Origin of the sequence: Rhodococcus sp. YH1, from assembly GCF_009939605.1 — a bacterium.
Classification (GTDB): domain Bacteria; phylum Actinomycetota; class Actinomycetes; order Mycobacteriales; family Mycobacteriaceae; genus Rhodococcus; species Rhodococcus aetherivorans.
This window is the reverse complement of the sequence record NZ_WVTE01000058.1, coordinates 1-12835: the sequence shown is the minus strand read 5'-3', so window position 1 is coordinate 12835 and position 12835 is coordinate 1. Positions and strand designations below refer to the sequence as shown.

Annotated in this window: 10 protein-coding genes and 2 pseudogenes; all 12 read left to right on the top strand. The window is 71.7% G+C overall.

Annotated elements, in window-relative coordinates:
- Nucleotides 1–126: 126 nt before the first annotated feature.
- Nucleotides 127–606 (top strand): annotated as a pseudogene (locus AIIKEEIJ_RS06380) (aspartate carbamoyltransferase); the annotation flags it as partial.
- A 65-nt stretch (nt 607–671) separates the two neighbouring features.
- A complete protein-coding gene (locus AIIKEEIJ_RS06375; RefSeq protein ID WP_161995229.1) occupies nt 672–1991 on the top strand; it encodes a dihydroorotase in 1320 nt (439 codons plus the stop codon).
- On the top strand, nt 1991–2497 hold the full coding sequence (locus AIIKEEIJ_RS06370; RefSeq protein ID WP_161995228.1) for a PH-like domain-containing protein: 507 nt from the start codon (nt 1991–1993) through the stop codon (nt 2495–2497). The genes AIIKEEIJ_RS06375 and AIIKEEIJ_RS06370 overlap by 1 nt, the downstream gene beginning before the upstream one ends.
- Before the next feature lie 96 nt (nt 2498–2593).
- Nucleotides 2594–3757 carry a glutamine-hydrolyzing carbamoyl-phosphate synthase small subunit gene (gene carA / locus AIIKEEIJ_RS06365; RefSeq protein WP_161995227.1) on the top strand — a complete coding sequence of 388 codons (1164 nt, stop codon included), beginning with the start codon at nt 2594–2596 and terminating at the stop codon, nt 3755–3757.
- Nucleotides 3758–7147, top strand: coding sequence for a carbamoyl-phosphate synthase large subunit (gene carB, locus AIIKEEIJ_RS06360; RefSeq protein ID WP_006937639.1), 3390 nt, complete (start codon nt 3758–3760; stop codon nt 7145–7147).
- On the top strand, nt 7144–7968 hold the full coding sequence (pyrF, locus tag AIIKEEIJ_RS06355) for an orotidine-5'-phosphate decarboxylase (protein WP_006937640.1): 825 nt from the start codon (nt 7144–7146) through the stop codon (nt 7966–7968). Before carB ends, pyrF begins: the two co-directional genes overlap by 4 nt.
- A gap of 423 nt (nt 7969–8391) precedes the next feature.
- Nucleotides 8392–8712, top strand: a complete 321-nt coding sequence (gene mihF, locus AIIKEEIJ_RS06350; protein ID WP_003935409.1) for an integration host factor, actinobacterial type — start codon at nt 8392–8394, stop codon at nt 8710–8712.
- 67 nt (nt 8713–8779) lie between these two features.
- The gene (gene gmk / locus AIIKEEIJ_RS06345) at nt 8780–9427 is read left to right on the top strand and encodes a guanylate kinase (protein ID WP_006937649.1); all 648 of its coding nucleotides are present in this window, start codon (nt 8780–8782) and stop codon (nt 9425–9427) included.
- Nucleotides 9424–9726 carry a DNA-directed RNA polymerase subunit omega gene (gene rpoZ, locus AIIKEEIJ_RS06340; protein WP_003935406.1) on the top strand — a complete coding sequence of 101 codons (303 nt, stop codon included), beginning with the start codon at nt 9424–9426 and terminating at the stop codon, nt 9724–9726. Before gmk ends, rpoZ begins: the two co-directional genes overlap by 4 nt.
- Nucleotides 9723–11006: a bifunctional phosphopantothenoylcysteine decarboxylase/phosphopantothenate--cysteine ligase CoaBC gene (gene coaBC / locus AIIKEEIJ_RS06335; protein WP_006937650.1), complete on the top strand. Its 1284-nt coding sequence runs from the start codon at nt 9723–9725 to the stop codon at nt 11004–11006. The genes rpoZ and coaBC overlap by 4 nt, the downstream gene beginning before the upstream one ends.
- Before the next feature lie 194 nt (nt 11007–11200).
- Entirely contained in the window at nt 11201–12415 is a 1215-nt protein-coding gene (metK, locus tag AIIKEEIJ_RS06330; protein ID WP_006937654.1) for a methionine adenosyltransferase, read from the top strand.
- Between the two features lie 21 nt (nt 12416–12436).
- A pseudogene (locus tag AIIKEEIJ_RS06325) lies at nt 12437–12835 on the top strand (primosome assembly protein PriA); the annotation flags it as partial.

Genomic DNA, 12835 nt, shown 5'->3' with positions numbered 1-12835 from the left:
TTCGGCGGCCTTTTCCTGGAAGACATCGACCGGAGCGGCGAGAGCTGGGTCGTACACGTCGAAGTCGACGAGCAGATCCTCGGATACGCTACTGGCAGTCAACGCGTTGCACCCTTCTGAATCCATGAGATCGCCGGCCGGCGCATCGGGATCGTCGGCGACATCCTGCACAGCCGTGTCGCCCGCTCCAATGCGCTGCTGCTGTCCACGCTCGGCGCCGAGGTGGTGCTGGTCGCGCCCCGCACGCTGCTGCCGGTGGGCGTGGAGACCTGGCCGGTGACCGTGTCGCACTCGCTCGACGCCGAACTGCCCGGCCTCGACGCGGTGCTCATGCTGCGGGTGCAGGCCGAACGCATGAACGGCGGGTTCTTCCCGTCGGCGCGCGAGTACTCGATCGGATACGGGTTGTCGGAGAAGCGGCTGGCGATGCTCGGCGAGCACGCCGTGGTGCTGCACCCCGGTCCGATGCTGCGCGGCATGGAGATCGCCTCCGCGGTCGCCGACGCCCCGCAGAGCGCGGTGCTGCAGCAGGTGAGCAACGGCGTGCACGTGCGCATGGCCGTGCTGTTCCGTCTGCTCGTCGGCACGGAGAGCGCGATCGCATGACCGGCTCGCACGTGGACCGCGCAGCCGCGCAGGATACGAAGAACACTGGGACAGGAGAAGATTCGGTGTCGCCGCAGGTGCTCATCCGCAACGTGCTCGTCTACGGGGAGGGCGCGCCGACCGACGTGCTGCTCGGCGACGAGCAGATCCTCGGGATCGGGACCGACCTCGATGCCGGCTCCGACGCCGAGGTGATCGACGGCGCCGGACGGGTCCTGCTGCCCGGCTTCGTCGACCTGCACACGCACCTGCGCGAGCCCGGCCGCGAGGACACCGAGACCATCGACACCGGATCCGCCGCGGCGGCGCTCGGCGGCTACACCGCGGTGTTCGCGATGGCCAACACCGACCCCGTCGCGGACTCCGTCGTCGTCACCGACCACGTGTGGCGGCGCGGGCAGGAGGTCGGCCTCGTCGATGTGCACCCCGTCGGCGCCGTCACCGTCGGCCTCGCGGGCAAGCAGCTCGCGGAGATGGGCACCATGGCCGCCGGCGTCGGCCGCGTCCGGATGTTCTCCGACGACGGGCACTGCGTGTACGACCCGCTCATCATGCGCCGGGCGCTCGAGTACTCGAGTTCGCTCGGGGTGCTCATCGCCCAGCACGCCGAGGAACCGCGGCTGACCGCCGGAGCCGTCGCCCACGAGGGCCCCACCGCGGCGCGCCTCGGCCTGGCCGGCTGGCCGCGCGCGGCCGAGGAGTCCATCGTCGCGCGCGACGCCCTGCTCGCCCGGGACGCCGGAGCCCGTGTGCACATCTGCCACGCCTCCACCGCCGGCACCGTCGAGCTGGTGAAATGGGCCAAGGCGCAAGGGATCCCGATCACCGCCGAGGTCACCCCGCACCACCTCCTGCTGGACGATTCGCGGCTCGAGACCTACGACGGCGTCAACCGCGTCAACCCGCCGCTGCGTGAGCGCTCCGACGTCGAGGCGCTGCGCCGCGGCCTGGCCGAGGGCGTGCTCGACTGCGTCGCCACCGACCACGCCCCGCACGCCGAGCAGGACAAGTGCTGCGAGTTCTCCCAGGCCCGTCCCGGCATGCTCGGCCTCGAGACGGCCCTGTCGATCGTCGTCGAGACGATGGTCCGCCCCGGGGTGCTGGACTGGCGCGGCGTCGCGAAGGTGATGAGCGAACGGCCCGCCGAGATCGTCGGCCTCGACGACCAGGGGCGGCCCCTCGAGGTGGGGGAGCCGGCCAACGTGGTGCTCGTCGACCCCGACGCCGAGTGGACGGTGCGCGGACCGGAGCTGGCCTCGGTCGCGCACAACACGCCGTACGAGGCGATGACCCTGCCCGGCAAGGTCGTCGCGACCGTGCTGCGCGGCCGGATCACCGCGCTCGACGGCACGGTCCGGCCGGCCACCGGAAGCGGGGTGCGGTGATGGACCGCGTGTTGCTCACGCTCGGCTTCGTCGCCCTGTGGGTGGTGCTGGCCCTGCTGATGTGGAAGGGCTGGCGCGGCCGCGGCCGACGCCAGGCCGATGCCGTCGGTGCCCTCCCGCCGGTGCCGGCCGAGCTGGGGGAGCGGCTGGTGGCCCCGAGCACAGGCCTGTACGTGGGCAGCACCCTCGCGCCGAGCTGGCAGGACCGGATCGCCGTCGGCGACCTCGGCCACCGCGCGGCCGGCGAGCTCAGCCGCTACCGCGCCGGAGTGCTGCTCGAACGCGACGGCGCCTCGCCGATCTGGATCCCGCAGGACTCGATCCGGGCGATCCGCACCGAACGGGGCCTCGCGGGGAAGGTGATGACCAAGGACGGTGTGCTGGTGATCCGCTGGCAGCTGCCCTCCGGCACCGAGATCGACACGGGATTCCGCGGCGACGACAAGACCATCTACCCCCTGTGGGTGCAGGAGACGAACGAGAATTACCGGGACAGTGAAAGCTAGGACGACAGCCTGGACGGCTGGTACAGCGACGACGGTACGCGAGATTTCGGCTGATGCGGCGAGCTCCGGTGAGGTCGAGCAGAACGGAGAGAACGCATGAGCGGCAACAACTTCGACACGGACACCGCGATCCTGGTGCTCGAGGACGGGCGCACGTTCCGCGGCACCGTCTTCGGTGCGGTGGGGCAGACCCTCGGCGAGGCCGTGTTCAGCACCGGCATGACCGGCTACCAGGAGACCCTCACCGACCCGAGCTACCACCGGCAGATCGTGGTCTCCACGGCCCCGCAGATCGGCAACACCGGGTGGAACACCGAGGACAACGAGTCCGTCGGACCCACCGGTGACCCCGCCGGCGCGAAGATCTGGGTCGCCGGCTACGTCGTGCGCGACCCGGCGCGCCGCACCTCGAGCTGGCGCGCGTCCGGCTCCCTGCAGGACGAGCTCGAGCGGCAGCACATCGTCGGCATCGCCGGGATCGACACCCGTGCCCTGGTGCGGCACCTGCGCACCCGCGGCTCGATGCGGGCGGGCGTCTTCTCCGGTGATGCCCTCGCCGACGAGCAGACCCTGCTGGATCGGGTGCGGAGCCAGCCGTCGATGCTCGGCGCCGACCTGGCCGGTGAGGTCACCACCACGAGCGGCTACGTCGTCGAGCCCGACGGCGCGGCCCGCTTCACCGTCGCCGCGATCGACCTCGGGATCAAGACCAACACCCCGCGGATGTTCGCCCAGCGCGGCATGCGCGTGCACGTGCTGCCGTCCACCGCGACGCTGCACGACATCCTGGACCTGAAGGCCGACGGGGTCTTCCTCTCGAACGGCCCCGGCGACCCGGCCACCGCGGACGGCGCGGTGCACCTGACCAAGGAGGTGCTCGGGCAGGGACTGCCGCTGTTCGGCATCTGTTTCGGCAACCAGATCCTCGGCCGCGCCCTCGGCCTGGGCACCTACAAGATGAAGTTCGGCCACCGCGGCATCAATATCCCCGTGATCGAGCACGAGACCGGCCGCATCGCCATCACCGCCCAGAACCACGGCTTCGCGCTCGAGGGCGAAGCGGGGCAGGAGTTCGACACGCCCTACGGCCGGGCCGTGATCAGCCACACCTGCGCCAACGACGGCGCCGTCGAGGGCGTGCGCCTGCTCGACGGGTCCGCCTTCTCCGTGCAGTACCACCCCGAGGCGGCGGCCGGCCCGCACGACGCCTCCTACCTGTTCGACCGGTTCATCAGCATGCTCGAGGGAGAGAAGAACTAAATGCCACGCCGTACCGATCTCTCCCACATCCTCGTCATCGGCTCCGGCCCGATCGTCATCGGCCAGGCCTGCGAGTTCGACTACTCCGGCACGCAGGCGTGCCGGGTGCTGCGCGAGGAGGGCCTGCGGGTCTCCCTCGTCAACTCCAACCCGGCGACGATCATGACCGACCCGGAGTTCGCCGACTCCACCTACGTCGAGCCGATCACCGCCGAGTTCGTCGAGAAGGTCATCGCCGCCGAGCAGGCCAAGGGCACCCCGATCGACGCGGTGCTGGCCACCCTGGGCGGGCAGACCGCGCTCAACACCGCAGTCGCCCTGCACGAGCAGGGCATCCTCGCCAAGTACGACGTCGAGCTCATCGGCGCCGACTTCGACGCCATCCAGCGCGGCGAGGACCGGCAGAAGTTCAAGGACATCGTCGCCAAGTGCGGGGGCGAGTCCGCGCGCTCGCGGGTCTGCTACACGATGGACGAGGTGCGCGACACCGTCGCCGAACTCGGCTACCCCGTCGTGGTGCGCCCGTCGTTCACCATGGGCGGCCTCGGCTCCGGCATGGCCTACGACGAGGCCGATCTCGAGCGCATCGCCGGCGGCGGCCTCGCCGCCTCGCCGACCGCGAACGTGCTCATCGAGGAGTCCATCCTCGGCTGGAAGGAGTACGAGCTCGAGCTCATGCGCGACGGCCGCGACAACGTCGTGATCGTCTGCTCGATCGAGAACGTCGACCCGGTCGGCGTCCACACCGGCGACTCGGTCACCGTCGCGCCGGCGATGACCCTGACCGACCGCGAGTACCAGGAGATGCGCGACCTGTCGATCGCGATCCTGCGCGAGGTCGGCGTCGACACCGGCGGTTGCAACATCCAGTTCGCGATGGATCCGCGCGACGGTCGCCTCGTGGTGATCGAGATGAACCCGCGCGTGTCGCGCTCGTCCGCGCTGGCGTCGAAGGCCACCGGCTACCCGATCGCGAAGATGGCCGCCAAGCTCGCCATCGGCTACACCCTCGACGAGATCGTCAACGACATCACCAGGGAGACGCCGGCCTGTTTCGAGCCGACGCTCGACTACGTCGTCGTCAAGGCCCCGCGGTTCGCGTTCGAGAAGTTCCCCGGCGCCGACGGCACCCTGACCACCACCATGAAGTCGGTGGGTGAGGCCATGTCCATCGGCCGCAACTTCACCGAGGCGTTCGGCAAGGTCCTGCGGTCGCTCGAGACCAAGCGGTCCGGGTTCTGGACCGGCCCCGAGGTCGAGACGGAAGATCTCGGCAGCCTGCTCGAGGAGCTGAAGGTCCCGCACGACGGCCGCTTCTACGGCATCGCCAAGGCCTTCGAGCTCGGCGCCACCGTCGAGCAGCTGTTCGACGCCACCAAGATCGACCCGTGGTTCCTCGACCAGATCCAGCAGATCGTCGAGCTGGGGGAGAAGGTGCGCGCCGCCGGGACGTTCGGTGCGCGGGAACTGCGCTTCGCCAAGCACCACGGTTTCTCCGACCGGCAGCTCGCGGCGCTGCGCCCCGAACTCGGCGACGAGGACGCGGTGCGTGCCCTGCGCGAGCAGCTCGGCGTGCACCCGGTGTACAAGACCGTCGACACCTGCGCCGCCGAGTTCGAGGCCAGGACCCCGTACCACTACTCGACGTACGAGCTCGACCCGGACGCCGAGACCGAGGTCGCCGAGCAGCACGAGCGGCCGAAGGTGCTCATCCTCGGCTCGGGCCCCAACCGCATCGGCCAGGGCATCGAGTTCGACTACTCGTGCGTGCACGCCGCCCTGACCCTGTCGCAGGCCGGCTACGAGACCGTCATGGTCAACTGCAACCCCGAGACGGTCTCGACCGACTACGACACCGCCGACCGCCTCTACTTCGAGCCGCTCACCTTCGAGGACGTCCTCGAGGTGTACCGGGCCGAGTCGCAGTCCGGCACCGTCGCCGGCGTCATCGTCCAGCTCGGCGGCCAGACCCCGCTCGGGCTCGCGCGGCGGCTGAAGGCTGCCGGGGTGCCGATCGTCGGCACCAGCCCGGAGGCCATCGATCTGGCCGAGGACCGTGGCGAGTTCGGCCGGGTGCTCACCGAGGCGGGCCTGCCGGCGCCGAAGTTCGGCACCGCCACCACCTTCGAGGGCGCCCGTGAGATCGCCGCCGGCATCGGCTACCCGGTGCTGGTCCGCCCGTCCTACGTGCTCGGCGGGCGCGGCATGGAGATCGTCTACGACGAGACGGCGCTCGAGAACTACATCTCCCGCGCCACCGAGATCTCCGAGGACCGCCCGGTGCTGGTCGACCGCTTCCTCGACGACGCGGTCGAGATCGACGTCGACGCTCTGTGCGACGGCACCGACGTCTACATCGGCGGCATCATGGAGCACATCGAGGAGGCCGGCATCCACTCCGGCGACTCGTCGTGTGCGCTGCCGCCGATCACCCTCGGCCGCTCCGATCTCGAGAACGTGCGCCGCTCCACCGAGGCCCTCGCGCGCGGCATCGGCGTCAAGGGCCTGCTCAACGTGCAATACGCCCTCAAGGACGACATCCTCTACGTGCTCGAGGCCAACCCGCGCGCCTCCCGCACCGTGCCGTTCGTCTCGAAGGCCACCGCGGTGCAGCTCGCCAAGGCCTGCGCCCGGGTCATGATGGGCGAAACCATCGCCGACCTGCGCGCCGAGGGCATTCTGCCCGCCCACGGCGACGGCGGGCACGCCCCGGCCGACGCTCCCGTCGCGGTGAAGGAGGCGGTGCTGCCGTTCAACCGGTTCCGCCGCGCCGACGGCACCGGCATCGACTCGCTGCTCAGTCCGGAGATGAAGTCCACCGGCGAGGTCATGGGCATCGACGACGACTTCGGCACCGCGTTCGCCAAGAGCCAGACCGCCGCCTACGGGTCGCTGCCCACCTCCGGCTCGGTGTTCGTCTCGGTCGCCAACAAGGACAAGCGGTCGCTGATCTTCCCCGTCAAGCGGCTCGCCGACCTCGGCTTCCGGGTGCTCGCCACGATCGGCACCGCGGAGGTGCTGCGCCGCAACGGCATCCCGTGCGAGCACGTGTACAAGGTGTCGGAGGAGGAGCGGCCCGAGGGGGCACACACCATCGTCGAGAAGATCCGCGCCGGCGAGGTCGACATGGTGATCAACACCCCGTGGGGCAATTCCGGGCCGCGCATCGACGGCTACGAGATCCGCACCGCCGCCGTCGCCGCGAACATCCCGTGCATCACCACCGTGCAGGGTGCCTCCGCGGCCGTCCAGGGCATCGAGGCCGCCATCCGTGGCGACATCGGGGTCCGCTCGCTGCAGGAGATGCACGCCGGGCTCCGCGAGGACGCGGCGGCGGAATCCGCCGGCGTCGGCGGCCTGCCCGACGGCACCACGGGCCCGGCGTCGTGACGACGTTCGGGCAGCGCCTGCACGCGGCCCTCGCCGAGCGCGGGCCGCTGTGCGTCGGCATCGACCCGCACCCGGAACTGCTCACCGACTGGGGGCTGACGGTCGACGTCGCCGGTCTCGAGCGGTTCGCGGAGGCGTGCGTCGACGCCTTCGCCGGGCAGGTGGCCGTGGTCAAGCCGCAGGTCGCGTTCTTCGAGGCGTTCGGTTCCGCGGGCATCGCGGTGCTCGAACGCACCGTCGCCGCGCTGCGGGGCACCGGCACCCTCGTCCTCGCGGACGCCAAGCGCGGCGACATCGGTTCGACGATGGACGCCTACGCCCGCACGTGGCTGACCGACGCGTCCCCGCTCGGCTCCGACGCGGTCACCGTCTCGCCGTACCTGGGGTTCGGGTCGCTCGAGCCGGCGCTGCGCCGCACCGCTGACGGGCGCGGGGTGTTCGTCCTCGCGGCCACCTCCAACCCGGAGGGGGCGCAGGTGCAGCACGCGCGCGTCGCCGACGGGCGCAGCGTCGCGCAGGTGATGGTCGACGAGGCCGCGGCCCGCAACGCCGGCGCCGACACCCTCGGCTCGGTCGGTGTCGTCGTCGGGGCGACCCTCACCCGGGCGCCGGACCTGAGCGCGCTGCACGGGCCGATCCTGATGCCCGGCGTGGGCGCCCAGGGCGGCACCGCCGACGACGTGCGCCGTCTGGCGGGCGAGCACCTCGACGCCGTCGTGCCGAACGTCTCCCGCGAGGTGCTGCGGGCGGGCCCGACGGTCGCGGCGCTGCGCGGCGCCGTGGCCCGCACCGTGGACTCGTTCGCCTTCCTGCGGGCCTGACCGGCCCCGCACCGCCACCTCCGGCTCGGCCCGGATCCGATTCCCGGATCCGGGCCGAATGTCCGTTCCGATGCAGGTGGGAGCGCCCCGACGCGCTCGCGCGCGGAAATTTTTCCGATCCGTTTCCGGCCGGGACGAGCCGGCGTCGGCGTCGCCTCGCAGGCGGACGCTCGCACCGGCCCGCCACGCCGTGCGCAGCGCCTCTACCTGCGGTGATGCCGTGTTCGCCGAGGTGGTGGACGGTGCCCGCGGGGCCCGGCCGGACCGGGTCGGGGACGGCGATCCGGGCGCACTACCGCACGTGTTTTCGAGCCGAAACGGCGGGGGGTGGGTTCGCAATCGTCGTCCGGCGTGAGTACGGTCGCTATCGCCGCTGGTTAACCGGCGGATGAGACTGTTTGCCAACGATGAGACGGAGGAACCGTGGCCCTTCCCCAGCTGACCGACGAGCAGCGCGCCGCTGCTCTGGAGAAGGCGGCTGCTGCCCGTCGCGCCCGGGCTGAGCTCAAGGACCGCCTGAAGCGCGGCGGCACCGACCTCAAGCAGGTCCTGGCCGATGCCGAGAACGACGAGATCCTCGGCAAGATGAAGGTGTCCGCCCTGCTCGAGGCCCTGCCGAAGGTGGGCAAGGTCAAGGCGCAGGAAATCATGACCGAGCTCGAGATCGCCCCGACGCGTCGCCTGCGCGGCCTGGGCGACCGTCAGCGCAAGGCGCTGCTCGCCAGGTTCGACTTCGACGCCTGAGCGACCGGTGGTAGCTGACGCACACACCGTGTCGGACAGCGGTTCCACGACGCGGAGGGGCCGGCTGGTGGTGCTGGCCGGCCCCTCCGCCGTCGGGAAGTCGACCGTTGTCCGCCGGCTCCGCAGCCGGGTGCCCGACCTGCTGTTCAGCGTGTCGGCCACCACCCGCGATCCCCGGCCCGGCGAGGTGAACGGGGTGGACTACCACTTCGTCAGCCGCGACGACTTCGATCGGATGATCGAGTCCGGGGACCTGCTCGAGTGGGCCGAGATCCACGGCGGTCTGCAACGCTCGGGCACTCCCGCGGGGCCCGTGCGGGACGCGCTCGCCTCGGGACGCCCCGTGCTCGTCGAGGTGGACCTCACCGGCGCCCGGTCCGTGCGCGCCGCCATGCCGGAGGCCGTGCTGGCCTTCCTGGCGCCGCCGAGCTGGGATGTGCTGGTCGCCCGACTCACCGGCCGTGGCACCGAATCGGACGAGGTCGTCCGCCGCCGGCTCGAGACCGCCCGGACCGAACTCGACGCGCGCGACGAGTTCGACACGGTGATCGTGAACGAGGACGTCGACCGCGCGTGCGACGAATTGGTATCCTTGTTGGTCGGTCCCCGCGACGATCCCGCCGACCGTCCGCGGCCGATCACCACATCCCCGGCCTCGACCCCGAACCCCGGACCCCGCCAGAGCTCCGGAACGACACAGGAGAATACCGAGTGAGCAGCACCCAAGCAGCCGTGTCCGACACCGCCGGGCACGACCTGCCGGCCTACGACACCCCGCTGGGCATCACCAACCCGCCCATCGACGAGCTGCTCGAGCGCACCTCCTCGAAGTACGCGCTGGTGATCTACGCGGCCAAGCGCGCCCGGCAGATCAACGACTACTACAACCAGCTCGGCGACGGCATTCTCGAGTACGTCGGCCCGCTCGTCGAGCCGGGCCTGCAGGAGAAGCCGCTGTCGATCGCGCTGCGGGAGATCCACGCAGACCTGCTCGAGCACGCCGAAGGCGAGTGAGCCAGCGCGCCGCGGGCACCGCGGACCACTCGGAATTCGGGCAGCGCCGCCGCGTCGTCATCGGCGTCGGCGGCGGCATCGCCGCGTACAAGGCCTGTGCGCTGATCCGCGCCTTCACCGAGAGCGGACACCACGTACGGGTCATCCCGACGGACTCGGCGCTCGAGTTCGTCGGCCGCGCCACCTTCGAGGCCCTGTCCGGCAACCCCGTGCACACCGGCGTGTTCGCCGACGTGCCGCAGGTGCCGCACGTGCGGCTCGGGCAGGAGGCCGACCTCGTCGTCGTCGCCCCCGCCACCGCCGACCTGATGGCCCGCGCCGCCCACGGCCGCGCCGACGACCTGCTCACCGCCACGCTGCTCACCGCGCGGTGCCCGGTCGTGTTCGCGCCGGCGATGCACACCGAGATGTGGGAACACCCCGCGACGGTGGACAACGTCGCCACCCTGCGCCGTCGCGGCGTCGTCGTCGTCGAGCCCGCCTCCGGCCGGCTCACCGGGCACGACACCGGCGCCGGCCGGCTGCCCGAGCCCGACGAGATCTTCGGCCTGGCGTCGCTGCTGCTCGAACGGCCCGACGCGTTGCCGCGGGACCTGACCGGCCGGCGCATCGTCGTCTCCGCCGGCGGCACCCGCGAACCGCTGGACCCGGTCCGGTTCCTCGGCAACCGCAGCTCCGGCAAGCAGGGCTACGCCCTCGCCCGGCTGGCCGCCCAGCGCGGCGCCGACGTCACCCTCGTCGCCGGGGCCGTGGCCGGCCTGGCCGACCCCGCCGCGGTGGACGTGGTGCGGGTGCAGACCGCCGCCCAGATGCAGGCCGCGGTCACCAAGCACGCCGCCGGCGCCGATGCGGTCGTCATGTCCGCGGCCGTCGCCGACTTCCGGCCCACCACCTTCGCCACCAGCAAGATCAAGAAGGGCCGGGGTGAGCCGGACGCGATCGCGCTGACCAAGAACGAGGACATCCTCGCCGGGCTGGTGACCGCCCGCACCGAGGGCACGCTGCCGGCCAGCACCGTCATCGTCGGCTTCGCCGCCGAAACGGGCGACGCCGAGGGCGACGTCCTCACCCACGCCCGCGCCAAGCTGGCCCGCAAGGGCTGCGACCTGCTGGTCGTGAACGCCGTCGGCGACGGGAAGGCGTTCGAGGTCGACCACAACGACGGCTGGTTGCTGGCCGCGGACGGTTCCGAGACCGCCCTCGCGCACGGCTCCAAGGCGCTGATGGCCAGCCGTGTCCTCGACGCACTGCGGCCGCTGCTGGCGCCGGAACGTCCGTGACCCCCGGGGCGGCGCGCCCGTGACCCCCGGGGCGGCGCGCCCGTGACCCCCGGGGCGACGCGCCCGTGACCCCCGGGGCGACGCGCCCGTGAGCGAAAGTCTCGCGCCGGCGCGACCGGAACAGTAGCGTCGCCCATATCGTTGACATCAGTTCGTTCGTTCGAGCTAGACACAACCAGTCGAGAGGGAGTTCCGTGAGCAAGACCGGCGGTCGGCTTTTCACCAGTGAGTCCGTGACGGAGGGGCACCCGGACAAGATCTGTGACGCGATCAGCGACTCCGTCCTCGACGCGCTGCTCACCGAAGACCCTCGCGCCCGTGTCGCGGTCGAGACCCTCGTGACCACGGGGCAGGTGCACGTGGTTGGCGAGGTCACCACCTCGGCCTACGCGGACATCCCGAAGATCGTGCGCGACCGGGTCCTCGAGATCGGGTACGACTCGTCCTCGAAGGGTTTCGACGGCAACTCCTGCGGGGTGAACATCGCCATCGGCGCGCAGTCCCCGGAGATCGCCGGCGGCGTCGACGTCTCGCACGAGGCGCGTTCCGGGGTGCTCACCGACGACGAGGTGGCGCTGCAGGGCGCCGGCGACCAGGGCCTGATGTTCGGCTACGCCTGCTCGGACACCCCGGAACTGATGCCGCTGCCCATCGCGCTGGCGCACCGGCTCTCGCGCCGGCTCACCGAGGTCCGCAAGACCGGGGTGCTGCCGTACCTGCGGCCGGACGGCAAGACCCAGGTCACCATCGAGTACGACGGTGACCGGCCGGTGCGGCTGGACACGGTGGTGATCTCCACCCAGCACGCGGCGGACATCGACCTGAACAACCTGCTCACCCCGGATCTGCGCACCCACGTCGTCGAGGCGGTGCTGGCGGATCCGAGCCTGGCCGGGCTCGACACCGCCGAGGTGCGGCTGCTGGTGAACCCGTCCGGGTCGTTCGTGCTCGGCGGCCCGATGGGCGATGCGGGCCTGACCGGCCGCAAGATCATCGTCGACACCTACGGCGGCATGGCCCGTCACGGTGGCGGCGCGTTCTCGGGCAAGGACCCGTCGAAGGTGGACCGCTCGGCGGCCTACGCGATGCGCTGGGTGGCCAAGACCGCCGTGGCAGCGGGCCTGGCCGGCCGGCTCGAGGTGCAGGTGGCGTACGCGATCGGCAAGGCCGCCCCGGTGGGGCTGTTCGTCGAGACCTTCGGCACCGAGAAGACCGACCCGGCGCGGATCCAGCAGGCGATCACCGAGGTGTTCGACCTGCGGCCCGGCGCGATCATCCGGGACCTGGACCTGCTGCGTCCGATCTACGCGCAGACCGCCGCGTACGGGCACTTCGGCCGCACCGACATCGACCTGCCGTGGGAGAACACCGACCGGGCCGAGAAGCTGCGCGCCGCCGCCGGTCTGTAGCCCGCCCCGTCAGGGGTCCGGGTGGCCACCGACAGGACCGCCGCCGAGACGGATCCGGTGGCGCGGATCCTGCCGCTGCTGCCGCTGCCGCATCTCGACCGCGAGTTCGACTATCTGATCCCGCGTGAGCTCGATGCCGAGGCGCGGGTGGGCGTGCGGGTGCGCGTCCGGTTCGCCGGCCGGCTCGTCGACGGCTTCCTGCTGGCCCGGGCCCCGAGCAGCGAGCACACCGGCCGGCTCGGCTGGCTCGACCGGATCGTCTCCCCGGAGGTCGTGCTGACCCCGGAGATCGCCGCCCTCGCCGACGCGGTCGCCGCCCGCTACGCCGGCACCCGCGCCGACGTGCTGCGGCTGGCGGTGCCGCCGCGGCACGCGCGGGCGGCGATCTCCGGGGTCAGCACGACCTCCGGGGAGACGATC

Excerpts from the sequence above, each read along its gene's own strand:
- AIIKEEIJ_RS06370 (WP_161995228.1), top strand. The coding sequence starts at position 1,991 with ATGGACCGCGTGTTGCTCACGCTCGGCTTCGTCGCCCTGTGGGTGGTG.
- carA (WP_161995227.1), top strand. The coding sequence starts at position 2,594 with ATGAGCGGCAACAACTTCGACACGGACACCGCGATCCTGGTGCTCGAG.
- carB (WP_006937639.1), top strand. The coding sequence starts at position 3,758 with ATGCCACGCCGTACCGATCTCTCCCACATCCTCGTCATCGGCTCCGGC.